The sequence below is a fragment of the Paenibacillus taichungensis genome (genome assembly GCF_047302525.1).
In the GTDB taxonomy this organism is placed as follows: Bacteria; Bacillota; Bacilli; order Paenibacillales; family Paenibacillaceae; genus Paenibacillus; species Paenibacillus taichungensis_B.
Genome location: NZ_CP168020.1, coordinates 2,193,020 through 2,211,513, shown reverse-complemented (window position 1 = coordinate 2,211,513; position 18,494 = coordinate 2,193,020). Strand labels below are relative to the sequence as shown.

Here is an 18,494-nt window from a genome sequence, read left to right as displayed (position 1 = left end):
CATTTCACATGTACATGCTTCCATGTACTATTCACCGTTTCCAGCGAACCCATAATCATGAATGGTATAAATCTTAAAAAACAGAAACCGCTTTTTTGGAAGGAAAAAGGGTTGTCCATTTCTTACAGACTCATGTCCATTTTAGTATTTGACGAAAGAAATTGTCAAGAGAATGCAGTATAGTGAGTCCAGTCTGCTAATCCCATAACAACGCTTCGTCATCTTCGAGGTCTTTAGCCTCGTCTTCTTCAATTAAACAATTCACGACCCGACGCACCATATCCATGGAAAAACCTCGTCGCATCAAGAAGGGAAGCGTTTTACGTTTCTTCTCCTGGATGTCTCCTTTGACCTGATTCCATTTTTTGCGTCCGGCGGTTAGAGCTGTCTCATATTCCGCATCTGTACTTACACCTTCCAGCGCTTCAGCAATTAGCTCATTGGCAATGCCCTTCTGACGCAGCTCTTGCCTTATCCACAGTTTTCCCTTCCGCTGGCCCTCCATACGCTGACGAGTCCATTCCTTCGCAAACAGTTCGTCATCGACCAAATTCTCCCGCTCAAGCCGATCCAGGGCCTCTTCAATCAACGGTGCAGCAAACTCTTTCTGACGAAGCTTCTGACTTAATTCGTGGCGTGTGCGGGGTTTATGCTCCAGAAATCGCAAAGACTGCACATACGTCCGCTGTCGCTCGTCAGCTACTATGATATCTTCCAAGTCCTTTTTCAGAAACGTATTTCCCCGGGTCATCCGATATTTAATCATTACATCTTCAAGCACCGTGATCGAATATAAACCAAAGGTAATTCGGTAACGAGCTTCCCTGCTCTTCGTTCGTTCAACTCGTGTAATGGTAAGTTCTTCGTTATCCGGGAATTGGGAGATTCCCTCCAGCTCGGCTTCTTCATATAAATCATCTTCATGTTGATCCATTTCGGTCTCCCCTTCCATGTCATTTTGTGTGTCTGTGAACTGCACGGCCTAACTGACAAGTACATAGCAAATTAAAAGACTTCCTCGGATACGATTAGCACATCTCCGACGGAGATAACACAGCTACACTGAATACGTTTAGCGTATCTTCATAGAGACATCAGACGCTAATACAAAAGGCCGGAAACAATATCCGGCCTCTCCCTAACAGTAAACGTGCCAACAGCCCCTGCCCATTCGGACAGAGGCTGTTGGACAGCGCGAGCGCACAAACCATACCCCAAGCTCAATCAGACAAGCTTTGGGAGTTCAGAGGGCAGCGCCCTCCCTACAAGGGAGGGTTACTCGTTAATTTCAAATAGTTCTTGTTCTTCTGCTGCTTCTTTTTGTTGCTCTTCGCTAGTTGGCGCAGGAACTGCAGTAGTCAAGTTACTGGCTACACGAATTTTTTGTTCAATGATTTCAGCAATATCTTTATGCTCTTTCATGAACTGCTTCGCGTTCTCACGGCCTTGTCCTAAACGCTCACCTTCGTATGAGTACCATGCACCACTTTTATTGACGATGTCCAGCTCTGTACCAATGTCAATGATACTGCCTTCTCTCGAAATACCCTCACCGTACATGATATCCACTTCCGCTTGTTTAAACGGAGGTGCTACTTTGTTTTTCACCACTTTAATACGCGTACGGTTACCAATCATGTCATTTCCTGATTTGATACTCTCAATACGGCGTACATCCAGACGTACCGTGGAATAAAATTTCAGGGCACGACCACCTGGTGTTGTTTCTGGGTTACCAAACATAACCCCGACCTTTTCACGAAGTTGGTTGATAAAGATCGCGATCGTTTTGGATTTACTGATTGCACCAGACAGTTTACGCAGTGCCTGAGACATCAGACGCGCTTGCAAACCGACATGGGAATCACCCATTTCGCCTTCGATTTCTGCTTTTGGTACCAATGCAGCCACAGAGTCAATAACGACAATATCCACAGCACCACTACGTACAAGAGCTTCTGCAATTTCAAGCCCTTGCTCACCCGTATCTGGCTGAGACAGAAGCAATTCGTCAATGTTAACACCAAGTTTGCTTGCGTATTGTGGGTCAAGAGCATGCTCGGCATCGATAAATGCAGCTTGTCCACCCACTCTTTGTACTTCAGCGATAGCATGCAATGCTACGGTTGTTTTACCAGAAGATTCAGGTCCATATATTTCAACAATACGGCCTTTAGGCAAGCCGCCTGTTCCTAATGCAATATCCAAAGCCAAGGAACCGCTGGGTATAATTTCCACATTCATGTGAGTCGACTCACCCAGTTTCATGATGGATCCTTTACCAAATTGCTTCTCTATTTGACGGAGCGCCATATCAAGCGCGGCACGACGGTCTGACAATAAGCTCACACCCTTTACTGTTTATAAGATAATGATACCTTGTTTTAACACGTTTGCCAAGCTTTTTTTCGAACATACATTCGTTTTTTTTGCAAAGGCCGAGGCGCCTCTTCCTCAAGGAAACTTTCCATTAAACAGAAAAAAGAACCGTAAACAAGGCTGTAGAGCCTGATTCTACGGTTCTTCCGTCTTCCTTTATTATACTTGTTTGCCATGGCAAATGCAATCCGAACTGTGACTAGTCCATCTCCACAAGCTTGCGCCACAAACGGTAAAGAATCGCTTTCGCTGAACGGATCCGAACCGTCTCCCGATTGCCATTAATGCGCAGTTCATGAATTTCTGTCTCTTTACCACGTTGGGCCAGAGCGATGAAGACAAGTCCTGGCGGTTTGCGTTCGGAATAACCAGGTCCCGCTACACCTGTCACTGACAGACCGAAGTCGGCATCCCCAATCATGCGAATCTGCTCTGCCAACACTTTGGCGACTTCCGGACTCACTGCGCCCGGTGCATCTTCACCTTCCAGATAGGAATGCGGCACATGGAGCAGCTTTTCTTTAATTTCATTGGAGTAACATACAATTCCGCCCTTAAGCATCGACGCACTGCCAGGAACTGATGTCAGACTCTGCATGACGAGCCCTCCTGTGCAGCTCTCAGCCGCGCTAAGGGTCAAACCCATATCAGACATCATGGTAACAATTGTGTACTCTATAGGCACATCCTCGTTCGCGTAGAGATGCTCTGGCAATCGTTCCCGAATCTGAACTTCCATTGCATCCAGCTTCAGCTTTGCCTCACTCTCACTTGGAGCCTTTGTAGATACACGTACCGTAACTTCTCCCTCACTTGCATAAGGAGCAATGGTAGGATCTGTCTGTGTATCAATCAGATCAAGGAGTCGGTCTTCCAATGCCGATTCGCCAATTCCTGCAAACTTCAGCATTTTCGAGTAGATCGGCATTTCTTCTGTCAGTACATGCTGGAACAACCAAGGCTTAACTTCCTGTTCAAACATAGGAATTAGCTCTTTCGGTGGTCCAGGCATCACTACATAATGCTTGCCATTGTCGGAAATTGCATTTCCTGCGGCAAGGCCTGTTTCGTTCGCCAGCGGTGTCCCGCCTTCTATAACGATCGCCTGACGACGATTGTTTTCGGTCATGTCTACATTGCGATCTCGGAAGAAGCTCTCGATTTTGTCCATGGCCATTCGATCTATATGTAGCTTGCGGTTCAAGACCGCCGCGATCGCATCCTTGGTCAGGTCATCCTGTGTAGGACCGATGCCCCCAGAAAATAAAATGACGTCTGCACGACCCTGAGCGATGCGAATGGCGTCACTAAGTCGATTTAGATTATCACCAACCACCGTTTGGAAATATACATCAATCCCGATCGCAGCCAATTCACGGGATAGATATCTGGCATTGGTATTCACAATTTGTCCAAGCAACAATTCTGTGCCAACTGCAATGATTTCTGCCTTCATTCAGCATCCTCCTGTACACGTGGTGAGTGATCAAAGGGCAATAGGATAATTTCCTATTGCCCTTCGTACAAATGATTTCTTCATGCTTCCCCATTTAACCTTAAAAACGTTACGCTTTTGATAAATGAAGCAAATTTTTGTTTTTGATAAAGTAATCAATGCCTGACCAAATCGTAATAATCGCTGCAGCCCAAACGGCGATAACGTCCATGTGAATACCCGTGAATGAGAACGGGAAATTATTCAACAACAGCAGCACAATCGCCACAATTTGCACGACGGTCTTCAGTTTGCCCCAGGCACTTGCCGCAACAACCGAACCATCCAATAATGCAATCTGACGCAAGCCAGTAACCGCAAACTCACGACTAATAATGACCACAGCAATCCAGGAATCCAACTTGCCCATTTCCACAAGCGAAATCAGCACCGCAGTAACCAACAACTTGTCAGCCAGCGGATCAAGCAATTTCCCCAGATTGGTGACCATATTATTTTTCCGCGCCAGATAGCCGTCAATTCCATCCGTGCTTGCTGCAATGATAAAAATGATAGCAGCAATCAATTGATTATACGGAAGCGATAAGCTTCCCAATTGCAACGGCTCTGGATAGAACGGAAAATCTACGAGCAGGAACACCATCAAAAAAGGGATTAAGCAAATTCGTGCAAGCGTAATCCGGTTGGGTAAATTCACAAGACGCCCTCCCTCTTATCCTCCATTACTCCAAACATTCATCTTAATCCCGTATTCATCATCCGGAACATGAAATTTACAGTTTCACTGTCAATCAGCACTAAAGTGCTCTCACTATGTAAAAACGCAAAAAATAAAGTCAACCGTTCAAACGCAAAACCGTTTTAAACGTTCCGGTGACTTCAGAAGATGTACTGCTTTTCACAAAGTCAGCAAACGATGATGACTGGACTTTGATGCTTATCTGCCAGCAATGCACACTTAGTATAATATACGCCAATTGCAGTGTCAAAAAACATGCCTAGCTACAAATGAGGAGATATTACTTAAAGTTTGTATATTGAAGATCCAGAGGTAGATTGGCACCGTTCAACAACTGCATAACTGCTTGCAAATCATTCTTACTTTTACCTGTTACCCGGAGCTGATCTCCCTGAATCTGACTCTTCACTTTCATCTTGGAGTCACGAATCAGAATATTAATTTTTTTAGCGATATCCTGATCAATCCCCTGCTTGAAATTCAAACGCTGGCGGACTGTACCTGAAGAAGCCGGCTCTACTTTTGCATAATCAATGTTTTTTAAAGGTAAACCTCGCTTAGCCATCTTGGATTGCAGCACCTCGATAACAGCCTTGAGTTTGGTCTCATCATCAGATACGATCGTTAACGCATCCTTATCCAGTTTCAGACTGCTCTTGCTGCCCTTGAAGTCATAACGCGTGCCAATTTCCTTTTCCGTTTGTGTAACGGCATTTGTCAATTCCTGCAAGTCCATTTTGGACACGATATCAAATGAATTTTCTGAACTCAAACCAGTCACCCTTTCAGTTAATCATATGTTCTGTAACATTATAGAGGATACGCCAAGCAAAAGTCTAATTTTATGAGGTTTTTCAAAATAAAAAAGCATTTTTGGCTGCCACTGAGATGGTTGCCAAAAATGCTTGCCGTGCGGCTGCCATTCTAATAACGGCTGCGATTAGGCTGTCTGAACATGTCGAGCACACCCAGAAGCACATGTGCAAGTCCAAAACCCAAAATTCCGTAACCCCAGGCAGTTGGAGTCAAGTAATAACCCAGGAGGCTGACAATGATCCCCAAACCTGTTACGATCCAGCTGACTGTCACAGCCATCCACCTCACTTCACCAAAAGTTGACTGCAAGTTAAGACAAGGTTAGTGTCTCCCGCAGAAACTTTGGTTATTCGCCGCTAGTGCCGGTGTTTCCTTCGGTAGTGCTTCCTGTTTCATTCGTCGTAGTGCCTTCAGTACCTGTGGAGGACGTATCCTCACCAAGTCTTAACCGAATGCGGTTTGTCGCTTTCCCGTCTGTCACAACCTGCCCTGCAACCTCAATCGTGGTCGCTGCAGCGTAACCGGACTTAATGTACATTCCTGCACTGTCCAATTCAAAAGTATAACTGTCTCCCTCAGCGGTGTTGCCGTACTCCAACTTTTCTCCACTAGAGTTCTCACCCTTGTATACTTCCAGCCAACTGTGCCCCGTTGCTTTAATCGTAACCGTCACAGGCTGCCCTGCACTGCCGTTTACTTTGAAGTTCGTAATATTGCCTGATTTTCCGTCTTCAGCAACAGTTACAGAAGCTGGCGGATTATCCGTTGGATTCTCTTCATTTTCACCCGTCGTTTGCCCATCCGTCTGTCCGTCAGTCTGCCCCTCTGCTGTTCCGCCACCGTTACCGCCTGCTTCGCCTTCATTCGTTTCTCCGCTACCTGATTCATTGGCTGGAGGATTAGAAGCTTGGCCATTATCTGTAGGCTCATCCGGTTTATCTTGAGGTTGCTGCTGGCTGTCTGTGATCTTCGTCTGATCCAGCCCTTGTGTATCCGAATCATCCCTGTTCATCACTACATACACGTACAACAGCACAAGAATTAATACCGGAAAAGTCCACATCAGTGCAACAGACATCCAGCGGTTACTGCGCTCTACCGGGCGGCTTGAACGCTTTTGAATAACCGGCTCCATGGTTGCTTCCGTTTCTTCTGCAGGTACATCTTTCTTATGTCCCTCCAGCAGCTCATCAGGATTTAGTCCCACCGTTTCCGCATAGGTTTTGATAAATGCACGCACATAGAAGCTACCAGGCAGCACTTTGTAGTCTCCTGCCTCTATTGCCTCCAAATACCTCTTGCGAATTTTAGTCATTTCCTGTACATCGTCAAGACTCATCCCTTTTTGCAGCCGGGCCTCTCTTAACTGCTGACCCAGTTCAGACATGCCATCTCCTCCTTATGTTTATCTCTATGGTTGTTGCTTATCTATTTCATGATCCCGTACGGAGCGTTACAGTTCGTCGGTGTAGCTGGCCGTAAACGTATCATAAATAATTTCTTCATTCGGATTGTTGCGCAGTTCAATAATAATGTCAAAATCATTAAAATCATATTCAGACTCCTGCACAAAAATATCCGGATGTTCAATAACCTTGGTGCTTGGCATCGTCATGATGTCCTGTAACAGATTATAATGCCGTTCGCTTGAACGAATCGTACTGACAATTCCGTCAATGATAAACACATTGTTTGGATTCAATTCGTCCTCGGACATCTGGCTTCTTATGGTCTGACGAAGAAGTGTGGAGGAAACAAACGTCCAGCGCTTCATCGCACATACACTGCCCGCAATAATGGATTCCGTTTTGCCTACACGCGGCATTCCACGCAAACCAATGACTTGATTGCCTTCCCTCTTAAATACTTCACCCAAAAAGTCCACAAGTAACCCAAGTTCGTCCCGCGTAAAACGAAATGTTTTGCGATCATCCGAATCACGATCAATATAACGACCATGACGCACAGCCAGAATATCTACCAGTTTCGGTTGACGCAAAGCAGACACAGTTATGCTGTTCACTTTGCCAAGCATTTCACCCAGCAGACGGATCTTCTCATCATCGTCCGATTCCAAAAGCATCCCCCGGGTTTTGCCTTCAACACCGTTGATGGTCAATATATTTACTTCAAGCATCCCCAGCATAGAGGCAATATCCCCTAAAAGGCCGGGTCTGTTCTTATGTATTTTATACTCCATATACCATTGTTTAGATTCCATTTAAACACCCCGTAAAGCATTATTCCACATTATTCGACAGTAACAGAACGCGTCCATTGGACGACAATCTGAGATATCTTCTAAAAATGGGTCACGTTAATGATATATAAAAAGAAAATGAATTACAAGAACAGGTCTGTAATCAATGTGTAATCATTAGAGAAAAGCCCCCTTGCGGGAGCTTTCCATCTGTAATCTTATGCGTTTTGTTTGGCCAATTTGACCATCAGGCACGCAATCGTACGACGTTCATTCTCGTCGCCGACTTCCCATAGTTCTTTCAATGCCCGGTTGGAAGGGTTCGCCGGATCTACTTTCTCATCCAGGAAGTCACCGATTTCATACGCAAGTTTGTTGATGGTTTCTTCATTCATCCCCATCTTCTCTGCTTGCTGTACGCGGTCACCCAAAAACTTCTTCCAAGTGTCAAAACTCGTGAGCACCGTTTTGTCTGTTGACATGATAAATCCTCCTTTGCTTGACGCATGAGATTTAAAATCAACAGTTGTAATATGTGCTTCCCGGACATTTTATATACGAGCATTTTTGAATTAATCGAAGATCATCTACGAATCATTAATTTCCATCAAGAAACTACCCCGAAATTAAAACAAAATTGAATTCGCGCCCCAATATATTACGTGAGCCAGCCACCATTTGGACTTATAATCTGCCCATTAATGTATCCAGACTCGGGAAGTGCAAGGAAGTAGACCAGCGATGAGATTTCATCTGGCTGGGCGAGTCTTCCTGCCGGAATTTCCTCTTCTAGCATTTTTAGTTCATCCTGGTCCAGATGATTCAACATGGATGTTTGAACGGCACCCGGAGCTACAGCATTCACCGTTACGCCAGATGGAGCCAACTCTTTGGCAAGAGCTTTGGTGAATGCATTTACACCGCCTTTGGTAGTAGAATACAACACCTCACAAGAGGCACCCGACAGTCCCCAGATAGACGACACGTTAATGATTCGACCGTATCTTTGGGAGATCATGTGAGGCATCATTTCCTGTGTACACAAGAACGTGCCTTTCAGGTTGATCGCCATCACTTCATCCCAGATTTCTTCCGTAACATCGGACAGCATTCCATAATGAGATATCCCTGCATTATTCACCAGAATATCCGGCAACAGCCCATGTGATTCCAGCTTCTCACGCATACGTTCGATTTGCTCCCGACTGCGAAGATCAGCAGACACCGTCATGACTTTACCACTGCCTTGTTCCATGCACCTTCTCGCAGCTTCATTAGCTGCTTCATGCGATTTCATATAGTGAATCACTACATTCATGCCCACCTTGGCAAAACGCTCTGCGATGGCCGCTCCAATGCCTCCGCTCGCGCCCGTTACAAGTACCGTCATTTCTCCAATTGGCTTCAATTGTCCTGTTCCCCTCTCCATATTAAGGACTCACGACAAGCGATATCGCCAGTTGATCCCAACGAATATGCTCTTTCAATCTGCGGTTTACCTCTTCCAGTGTAAGCGATTCATATAACGGGAGCATGTTGAAAAAATCACCACCACGGAATTGCTGCCGCGTGAATTCATTTGCAATGTTTTCTGGGGAATTGAGCATACGCAAATATCCACCTATTTTCTTTTTGCGTGCGCGCTCAAAGTCGGTTGCATCAAATCCTTTTTCCACAATAGCATCGACTTCTTCACGGATGCGGGCAAGCAGTTGATCCGGGTCTTTGGTGTCCCCGCCAATAGCAGAAAAAGCATATTGCGGCGAACTGTTATATTCATGTCCAAAGCTGTCCGAAATTAGGTCTTCATCATACAATTTTTGAAATAGCGGGGTACTGGAACCAAATAACAGATCCATCATTAGTTTGGTTGTCATATCTCGGCGCAACAGTTCTTCTCCGGTAAGTCCCACATCCGTTTCCTTAAAACCAAACAAACATTTGGGCAGGGAAACGGCCAATTTGGATTCACGTCTGGCTTCCCCCACTTGCTTAGGTTCCGGTTCAAATATCCGCTCGATTTTCCCTTGAGGCTTGTAATTTTTCTTTGCCTGGTTCGAACGAACCATATCGATCACTTCCTGCGGGTCTACTCCACCCACGACAAACAGAAGCATGTTGCTTGGATGATAAAAAGAGTTGTAACACGTGTACAACGTTTCTTTGGTTATGGTACCAATGGATTCAACGGTTCCTGCGATATCAATATGCACGGGATGTTTCTGATACATCGCCTCGATCAAGCCAAAATAAACGCGCCAATCCGGATTATCAGCATACATATTAATTTCCTGAGCGATGATCCCTTTTTCCTTTTCCACATTCTGATCGGTGAAGTAAGGATTTTGCACAAAATCAACTAATGTTTGTATATTTTCATTGACATGCTCCGTTGCCGAAAACAAATAAACCGTCTGGTCAAAACTGGTAAAGGCATTGGCAGAAGCTCCATGAGAAGCAAATGTTGCAAAAATATCGCCAGTTGGTTCTTCAAACATTTTGTGTTCCAGAAAATGAGCAATTCCGTCCGGAACCTTCACTTCTTCCTGTCCTTCAACCCGAAAATGATTGTCAACCGAACCGTATTTGGTTGCAAAAGTGGCATATGTTTTCTGGAATCCCGGTTTAGGCAAAATATAAACATGCAACCCGTTATCCATCACTTCGTAATACAGCGTTTCCTGCAAACGATCGTATGTTATGCTCTCCACCGACTATTCCCCCTTCTCATCACGCAAGAAATAAATCGTATCCAGACGGAATTTCTCTGCCGCCTCACGAACATTTTCTTTGCTGATCTGTTCTACCTGGGCCAGCAGTTCCTCGGCGGTCCGCTCTTTGCCGGATAACTGTCGATTGAAATCATAAGCAATCAGTTCAAATGCAGAATCCTGCATTTCCTTGAGCAAATTACGGATCATCGCTTTGGTCTGGGACATCTCCAGGTCAGTGATATTCCCGTTCTTCATTTCATCCAGCTGCTGCTTGATAATCATGACGGCTTTTTCGTAATTGGGGATTTCTATCCCGGATTGGATCGTTGCAATACCCTTGTGTCCGTCATAACGCGAAGAGGCATAGTACGCAAGACTTTCTTTTTCACGAACATTAACAAACAGCTTGGAATGAGGATATCCTCCGAGAATGCCGTTATACATCAATGCTGCTGCATACTGAGTGTCACCATAAGTGATCGACGTGCGAAGCCCCATATTGAGCTTACCCTGATTAACATTAAGCCGTTCTACAACAGTTTCCACTTCTTTATCTCCACGAATAGCTTCCTGTGTGTGATAATCTGAAGAGGTCACACGTTCTACATTAAAATAACGCTGCACCAGGTTCTCTACCTCTTCCAGCGTGGTGTCCCCCACCACATACAAGTCCATATTTGCCTGCTGTAACCATTCCTGATACGAAGCTGTCAATGTATCTGGATCAATGCCCGACAAATCCTTGCGCTCACCAAGCGGGTGCAAACGGTATGGTTCGTTTTTACACATCTCCTCAATACTACGTTCCGCAGCATAACGCATTTTGTCATTGACGATGGACTCCAGCATTTTGCGAACAGTCTCCCGCTCAGCATGCACATAAGAGGTTCGGAAATGTCCATCCTCCTGTGCAGGACGTGTTAGTACCTCTCCCAGAAAAGCAAAAGAACGATCCAACAGTTGCTCATCCCCGCCAACAAAGGAATCATTAATGGTGTCCATACGGAACTGTACGATCTGGTAATCGCCACGTTTATAGACGTCAAAGCCAAAACCCGCTCCATACAAATGTTCCAACTGTTCACGAAATTGCGTTGTTTCCGGATAGGATTCGGTCCCGCGCCGAAGCACGAAAGGTGTTAAGGCTACTTTGGTAACCGTATCTTCCTGCAGGGGAACCCCTGCGTAAAGTGATATCGCAAATGTCTTAAAACGTTTCGTAGGAAGAACATGTATGCGGAATTCTTTTCGGTTTCCTCGTTCAAATCCTGATGTATTCAAATGTCAAAACCCCTTTACGGCGTCATTTGTCGTGCAATAAGTGAAGCTTAAACGTAACAACCATTTTAACCCATTCAAAAGGCAAGAAGCAACCGAAGTCACGCCTTCTGGTTGCTTCCAAGATCATCACATACAGAATATATGCTGCCCGATTGTTTTCACCTGAGGACGTGTCCAGATCCATTTGGATGTAGCTGTCTTCGGATTAAAATAATAGAGGCATCCACCGGATGGGTCCCAACCATTCATCGCCTGTTCAACTGCTTTTTTAGCTTGCGCATTCGGTTCCAGATAAATCTGGCCATCTGCAACGGCGGTGAACGCACCCGGCTGGAAAATTACTCCTGACGGTGTGTTCGGGAAACTCGGCGATTTAACGCGATTCAGGATAACTGCCGCTACAGCCACTTGACCTTCAAACGGCTCTCCGCGAGATTCACCATATACGGCGTTAGCCATAATTTTGATTTCGTTCTCCGACAAACCCATGGAATTGGCTGAGCCCATATTGTCCTGCTCTTTATCCGCAGTATTGTTATTTTTCCCACTATCTCCTGAAGTTTGATCCTTGTGCAACGGTGTTTCTGTTGGCGACCATTGTTTTGAAGCATTGTAAAGTTTCAGCTTGGTTTTGGCTCCAACGACACCATCTGCCTTCATGCCGAATTCCGATTGAAACCATTTTACCGATTTCAATGTAGTGCTGCCGAAATTACTGTCAATTTTACCATTGTAAAATCCCAAATATTTCAGCCGGCCTTGAAGCTCGTATACATCCTGACCGTAACTTCCATATTTCACAGCATTGGTGCTAAAGGTGGGTAACGACTTCTCTTCGACTTGCGGGGTACTTGGGTTTGGACTTTCGGTTGCTGTATTCCCAGGAAGCAAATAACGAATTCCCAATGCGGACATCAGCAAAATAGCAGTGAAAAGCCATATGTTCATTTTTCGCATCGACTGTGCTCTACCTTTCTCTTGTGGGATTAACAGAATCGCTAAGGTTATTATGACAAGCATACTTCGTTCCTATGCACCAAATCCTCCGATCATTGGACATCATGGCAAATCTTCAGTCAAATGGCATGCAAAAAGCCCTCAACCAATAAGGTTAAGGGCTTGGATCGTTTACACATGCTGTGTATTTACGAGCTTATTTTATTCTGTTGATACTGTTCCAGCGAGATCAATACTTCCCTTGGTTTGCTACCCTCGTAAGGACCGATTACGCCTCGGGCTTCCATGGAGTCAATCAAACGTGCTGCACGGGTATAACCAACTCGCATTCGGCGTTGCAGCAGAGAAACCGAGGCTTGCTTCGCCTCCAAAATAATCTGCACCGCCTGTTCGTATAACTCATCCTGCACTTCATCTGCTGCCTGAACGGAATCATCCACCTCAGGCACAATGGATTCGTCATACTGCGCTTCACCTTGACCACGCACGTAATTCACGATATTTTCAACTTCCTCATCACTCATGAAAGCGCCTTGTACACGAACCGGCTTCGAAGCTCCCATTGGCATGAACAGCATATCTCCACGACCCAACAACTTCTCGGCCCCACCCATATCCAGAATGGTTCGAGAATCCACTTGAGAGGATACACCGAAGGCAATCCGGGATGGGATGTTGGCTTTGATTACACCAGTGATAACATCCACAGAAGGACGCTGCGTGGCAATGATCAGATGGATACCGGCGGCACGCGCCATCTGAGCCAATCGGGCAATCGCATCTTCCACGTCACCCGCGGCAACCATCATGAGGTCAGCCAGCTCGTCCACGATAACAACGATGTAAGGCAAAACCGCCGCTGGGTTGTCTTTCATTAGATTGTTGTAACCTTCAACGTTACGTGTACCGGATTTGGAGAACAGCTCATACCTTTTCTCCATTTCAACAACGATCTTTTTGAGAGCAAGTGAAGCCCTTTTAGGATCAGTTACGACCGGTGCCATCAGATGCGGAATACCATTATATACGTTCAGCTCGACCATTTTGGGATCGACCATCAAAAATTTCACTTCATCCGGCTTCGCTTTGTACAGAATGCTGGTAATAATGCCATTGATACATACGGATTTACCTGAACCCGTCGCACCAGCCACCAGCAAATGGGGCATACGCGCCAGATTACCGATGATCGTCTGTCCAGAGATATCTCGTCCAAATGCAATGGTCACTTTGGATTCGGCTTCCTGGAATGTGGCAGTTTCCATAACCTCCCGCATTGTTACTACGGATACCTCTCCATTAGGTACCTCAATACCGATAGCGGATTTGCCGGGAATTGGTGCTTCCATCCGGATATCCTTTGCCGCTAGGGCTAATGCAATATCGTCTGTCAGACTTACAATTCTGCTGACCTTCACACCAATGTCCGGCTGTATCTCATATCGTGTAACAGCAGGTCCTCTGACTACTTCAAGTACTTTGGCGCGAACGCCGAAGCTTTCCAGCGTTGCTTCCAGCTTGCGTGCAGTCTGCATATAATCCTTCTGGTCGCCACCCTTGCCTCCATTGTTCGGCTTGGAAAGAAGCCTGAATGACGGAAGTTTATAAGGTTTCGGAGGTGGTGATGGAGGCTTAACTGGCTGCACTTCCTGCCCCTCCATATCCGAAGCAACCGAACCTTGAGCCGCATTGCTCAACGTAGATCCAACGTCTGAACTACCTTCAACAGCATCTATTACAGCTGTTCCAGCATCCGCCGCTCCAGGCCACTCATTGTTATCCACAAGTTCATCTGAGATCTTGATTGGAAGCTCTTCTCCCTGCATGTTAGCCGTTAGATCATCTGGGAAAGGATACGCATCATCCAGATCATCATCTTTACTTGCATCCTCGGATCTGACATGCTCAAAGAAGTCACGGATAATTGGAGCTGAATTAGGTCTTGATTGCGCAGGAACTGCTGCGGGAGCCATAACATCGGATGCGATGTTTGGCTCGTCATGCCATGAATCTGCAGGCGTTTCCTGCTCGGCTCGGTAGACGATATGTTCCGTATCTAAAGAATCATCCTCGTCCACTCCACGCTCAGCCTTCGTCCGTTCCCGATCAGAACCCCATTTTCCAAAGAGTTGGAAAAATATCGGTGCTTTTCGTTTCGGTAGTTGCTGATCCTGCATATCATCGTCATCATCTTCCTCGTCGTCCACTGGAACAGGCACCACTTTACGGACATTCCCGTTTTTCTTGCCCGCAGAGCTTGAAGTGGCACGTGCTGCTGGTCTAGCTTCCAGCTTTTTGTACATCGCACTTCCTGCATCCCATATCTTGGTTCTGAAAATGCGAATTAGATCGACATAAGAAAGATTGGTAATCAGCATGAAACTGATAACGAACATGACGATCATAATCAATCGTGCCCCCAAGCTGCCAAACAACCACAAGAACAAGGCAAACTGCGCCGCTCCAATATAACCGCCGCTAATGTCCTTATTGAGCATCGAATCCCGTTCGCCCGGCGCAGCAGGCGTGAGCAACTCGGTTTGCATATCATTATGTATCTGTGTAAGTACAGCACCAGGCTCAAGAGCTCCAACCGGTATAAGCTTCTGGTGCATGGCAGAGACGGTACTCATCAGGGTTAAAGCAAACACCAGCAATACGAGCCCTGTCTTGCGCGTTGTCCAACCGCTTGGCCATTTTCGATGAATCATCACCATTAAGCCATAATAAATCCCTATAAGTGGAATCGCAAAATAGAACTTGCCAAGCATCAATCCAAACATCTTGGAGAGCGAGCGTCCTACGGTTGCTTCACCCGACAAAGCAATGACGGCAAGGGTAATAAGCACAATGCCGTAAATTTCATATTTTAAAACGCCGCTAAATGCTGCAGCCTTTTTTTTCCTCTTTTTTCTTCTGGCCAAAATCAGGTCACCCCCAGAAGAATATTATACCATACAAATATATTCCGTACATATGTTCTTTTTCTGCTCAATTTGTCTTATTTCGTCGCGTTATGTTGGTCCCGGGTTACCCGAAAGTGGAACGATCGATCCGGGCATATTGGCGGGATTCAGATAAGCTTCCAAGGGGCATTCAAGTAAACGTACAATGACAGCCTCATTTTCATTAACAGGTCTTACCTGCATCAATAATCCGTTCATCTTGATCTCCCGGGTGTCTTCTCCCTCATTCCACATCCCTGACCACAGCAGTTCAGGTGGCATCACTGTGTAGAGTGTCATTGGGTATAACCCCCTGCCTGCAGCGTCTGTCTTTTGTCTCCTATGAGTTGATTCAACTGCGCGATAGCCTGGCCGATCCCGCCTACGGCATCCATTAATCCATATTTGACCGCATCTGCGCTACCCACAGCTGTTCCAATATCGCGGTTGAGTTCACCTGTCTTAAACATCAGTTCTTTGAACATTTCTTCAGAGATATTGGAGTGCGACGTAACAAATCTTACGACACGTTCCTGCATCTTCTCCATGTACTCAAACGTCTGAGGCACGCCTATAACGAGTCCGTTCATACGGATCGGATGAATGGTCATTGTTGCACTACCCGCGATCAGGGAATAGGTTGAGGCTACTGCGATTGGAACCCCGATGCTGTGCCCTCCTCCAATGACGACGGTAACCGTAGGTTTGCTGAGTGAAGAAATCATTTCCGCAATAGCCAAACCCGCCTCTACATCTCCTCCTACCGTGTTTAAAATGATCAAAATGCCTTCGATTCGTTGGTTCTGCTCTGCTGCAACCAGCTGCGGAATGAGGTGTTCATACTTTGTTGTTTTATTTTGCGGAGGTAAAATTAAATGCCCTTCCACCTGACCGATAATGGTCATACAGAAAATGTTCGATTCAGCTGCGGGTGACTGCGTCTGTCCAAATTGCTGAATAGCCTCCGTTACAGGCGACATGCCCTTTTCCTCTTGTGCAGGCACTTCCGGTGCCTCCGTGCCCGGTTGTTCCGATTTCGGTGTTTGCTTGTTTTTCATGTATTCGCTCATTCGATTACTCCCCTTCTCCAGAAACATGTAATGTATTTCCTTAGTATGGGGAATGTTCCAGCTGACTTATACCCGATTACTCATCTATTTCTCCATAATCTGGTGTAGGGCCAGAAAACAACAAAAAAAGCCCCTTCTCTACGAGGAACCGTCCAATATTACTCGTAGAGAAGGGGCGACTGTGTGCCTGAATTTATGTTTTTGTTTGATTTATTTTAAACTTCCATAATGATTGGCAAAATCATCGGTCTACGACGAGTTTGCTCATACAAGAAGCGTCCGAGTGCATCTTTAACATTCGTTTTGAGTGAAGCCCATTCGTTAACGTTCTCACTCATCAACTTCTGCAATGTGCTGCTGACGATGCGATTGGCTTCATCAAGCAGTCCTTCCGATTCGCGTACATAGACAAATCCACGGGAGATGATGTCCGGACCGGAAACAATTTTTCCATCCTGTTTGCTCAGTGTTACCACGACAACCAGAATGCCATCCTGTGACAGCAATTTACGGTCACGCAATACGATGTTACCTACATCGCCTACACCCAAGCCGTCGATCAACACGTTACCTGCAGTAACTTTACCTGCCTTGCGTGCTGCTCCGCCTTGAATTTCAACCACTTCACCGATATCCGTAATGAAAATGTTGTCTGGATCAATACCTACAGATTCAGCCAATACCGCGTGGCGGCGTTGCATACGGAATTCACCGTGAATCGGCAGGAAATATTTCGGTTTCATCAGGTTAAGCATCAATTTCAGCTCTTCCTGGCTACCGTGACCGGATACGTGAACGCCACTGTTTGCACCGCTGTAATGCACGTTAGCACCTAGACGGAACAGTTCGTCAATCGTACGGCCTACATATTTCTCATTACCTGGAACTGGAGTTGCAGCAATAATTACTGTATCTCCAGGCAAAATATCTACTTTACGATGAGTAGAACGAGCCATACGTGTCAATGCTGACATCGGCTCGCCTTGGCTACCTGTGCAGAGAATTACTACACGGTCAGCAGCCATTTTGCCTACTTCTTCCGGCTCAATGATCATGCCGTCTGGAATCTCAAGGTAACCCAGTTCAGAAGCAATACCCACCACATTTACCATACTGCGTCCAATAACTGCGACTTTACGTCCAGTTACTTCAGCTGCATTGATAACCTGTTGAATCCGGTGTACGTTGGAAGCAAATGTTGCTACAACGACACGTTGGCTTGCTTTACGGAAGATATCTTCCAGAACGATACCCACATTTTTCTCCGAAGGTGTAAATCCAGGTTTCTCTGCGTTGGTACTATCGGACAAGAGGGCAAGTACGCCATTGGTTCCGATCTGTGCCATACGCTGGAGATCTGCATATTGACCATTGACTGGAGTGTGGTCAAATTTGAAGTCACCTGTATGAACAACAGCGCCTTCCGGTGTTTCGACACATACGCCGACGGAATCCGGAATACTATGGTTAGTAGCGAAGAACGTTGCTTTCAATACAGAGCCGAGTTGGATCTCGGAATCCGCATCAATCAGGATGCGTTTTGTTTCACCCAGCAAATTGGCTTCTTTCAGCTTGTTCTCTACAAGTCCGAGAGTGAGCTTTGTTCCGTATACAGGAACATTCAAGTGTTTCAGAACATATGGCAGACCACCGATATGATCCTCATGTCCGTGAGTCAAAATAATACCTCTTACTTTGTCACGGTTTTCAGTCAGATAAGAAATGTCAGGAATGACAATATCGATTCCAAGCATATCTTCTTCCGGGAATTTAAGGCCAGCATCTACGACTACAATGTCGTTCGCGTATTGGATGACGTACATATTTTTACCAATCTCGCCTACGCCGCCCAATGCAAAAATCATCAGTTTATCGTTGTTATTTTTCTTAGACAAATGAATCTAAACCTCCTATGGTAGTTGGACGTCGTACCTTAT

At 45.8% G+C, this 18,494-nt stretch carries 17 protein-coding genes; all 17 read right to left on the bottom strand.

The window, feature by feature from the left end:
- Positions 1-196: 196 nt before the first annotated feature.
- The 17 genes from ACDJ58_RS10215 to ACDJ58_RS10135 all read right to left on the bottom strand — a co-directional run bounded on the left by ACDJ58_RS10215 (position 197) and on the right by ACDJ58_RS10135 (position 18,452).
- Entirely contained in the window at positions 197-934 is a 738-nt protein-coding gene (locus ACDJ58_RS10215; RefSeq protein ID WP_413377576.1) for a regulatory protein RecX, read from the bottom strand.
- A gap of 341 nt (positions 935-1,275) precedes the next feature.
- Positions 1,276-2,340, bottom strand: coding sequence for a recombinase RecA (gene recA, locus ACDJ58_RS10210; RefSeq protein WP_053783851.1), 1,065 nt, complete (start codon positions 2,338-2,340; stop codon positions 1,276-1,278).
- A 238-nt stretch (positions 2,341-2,578) separates the two neighbouring features.
- The gene (locus ACDJ58_RS10205) at positions 2,579-3,835 is read right to left on the bottom strand and encodes a competence/damage-inducible protein A (RefSeq protein WP_413377574.1); all 1,257 of its coding nucleotides are present in this window, start codon (positions 3,833-3,835) and stop codon (positions 2,579-2,581) included.
- A gap of 109 nt (positions 3,836-3,944) precedes the next feature.
- The gene (gene pgsA, locus ACDJ58_RS10200; protein ID WP_413377572.1) at positions 3,945-4,532 is read right to left on the bottom strand and encodes a CDP-diacylglycerol--glycerol-3-phosphate 3-phosphatidyltransferase; all 588 of its coding nucleotides are present in this window, start codon (positions 4,530-4,532) and stop codon (positions 3,945-3,947) included.
- A 322-nt stretch (positions 4,533-4,854) separates the two neighbouring features.
- On the bottom strand, positions 4,855-5,346 hold the full coding sequence (locus tag ACDJ58_RS10195) for a YajQ family cyclic di-GMP-binding protein (RefSeq protein ID WP_413377570.1): 492 nt from the start codon (positions 5,344-5,346) through the stop codon (positions 4,855-4,857).
- Positions 5,347-5,498: 152 nt separating this feature from the next.
- On the bottom strand, positions 5,499-5,669 hold the full coding sequence (locus tag ACDJ58_RS10190) for a hypothetical protein (RefSeq protein ID WP_157258470.1): 171 nt from the start codon (positions 5,667-5,669) through the stop codon (positions 5,499-5,501).
- Positions 5,670-5,736: 67 nt separating this feature from the next.
- Positions 5,737-6,777, bottom strand: coding sequence for a helix-turn-helix domain-containing protein (locus tag ACDJ58_RS10185; protein ID WP_413377569.1), 1,041 nt, complete (start codon positions 6,775-6,777; stop codon positions 5,737-5,739).
- A 66-nt stretch (positions 6,778-6,843) separates the two neighbouring features.
- Positions 6,844-7,611 carry a DUF3388 domain-containing protein gene (locus ACDJ58_RS10180; RefSeq protein WP_024630282.1) on the bottom strand — a complete coding sequence of 256 codons (768 nt, stop codon included), beginning with the start codon at positions 7,609-7,611 and terminating at the stop codon, positions 6,844-6,846.
- Between the two features lie 197 nt (positions 7,612-7,808).
- Entirely contained in the window at positions 7,809-8,072 is a 264-nt protein-coding gene (locus ACDJ58_RS10175; RefSeq protein WP_053783846.1) for a DUF3243 domain-containing protein, read from the bottom strand.
- Positions 8,073-8,248: 176 nt separating this feature from the next.
- Positions 8,249-9,019 (bottom strand): elongation factor P 5-aminopentanone reductase, encoded by a 771-nt coding sequence (gene ymfI / locus ACDJ58_RS10170; RefSeq protein WP_413377566.1) that lies wholly within the window; start codon positions 9,017-9,019, stop codon positions 8,249-8,251.
- Between the two features lies 1 nt (position 9,020).
- On the bottom strand, positions 9,021-10,301 hold the full coding sequence (gene yfmH / locus ACDJ58_RS10165; protein WP_413377564.1) for an EF-P 5-aminopentanol modification-associated protein YfmH: 1,281 nt from the start codon (positions 10,299-10,301) through the stop codon (positions 9,021-9,023).
- A gap of 3 nt (positions 10,302-10,304) precedes the next feature.
- On the bottom strand, positions 10,305-11,585 hold the full coding sequence (gene yfmF, locus ACDJ58_RS10160) for an EF-P 5-aminopentanol modification-associated protein YfmF (RefSeq protein ID WP_413377562.1): 1,281 nt from the start codon (positions 11,583-11,585) through the stop codon (positions 10,305-10,307).
- A gap of 126 nt (positions 11,586-11,711) precedes the next feature.
- Complete coding sequence (gene sleB, locus ACDJ58_RS10155; RefSeq protein ID WP_413377560.1) at positions 11,712-12,542, bottom strand: spore cortex-lytic enzyme; 831 nt, start codon at positions 12,540-12,542, stop codon at positions 11,712-11,714.
- Positions 12,543-12,730: 188 nt separating this feature from the next.
- Entirely contained in the window at positions 12,731-15,466 is a 2,736-nt protein-coding gene (locus ACDJ58_RS10150; protein WP_413377558.1) for a DNA translocase FtsK, read from the bottom strand.
- 90 nt (positions 15,467-15,556) lie between these two features.
- A complete protein-coding gene (locus ACDJ58_RS10145; protein ID WP_063566367.1) occupies positions 15,557-15,787 on the bottom strand; it encodes a YlzJ-like family protein in 231 nt (76 codons plus the stop codon).
- Positions 15,784-16,557, bottom strand: a complete 774-nt coding sequence (locus tag ACDJ58_RS10140) for a ClpP family protease (protein ID WP_413377556.1) — start codon at positions 16,555-16,557, stop codon at positions 15,784-15,786. The genes ACDJ58_RS10145 and ACDJ58_RS10140 overlap by 4 nt, the downstream gene beginning before the upstream one ends.
- 215 nt (positions 16,558-16,772) lie before the next feature.
- Entirely contained in the window at positions 16,773-18,452 is a 1,680-nt protein-coding gene (locus ACDJ58_RS10135; RefSeq protein WP_053783840.1) for a ribonuclease J, read from the bottom strand.
- Positions 18,453-18,494: the final 42 nt, after the last annotated feature.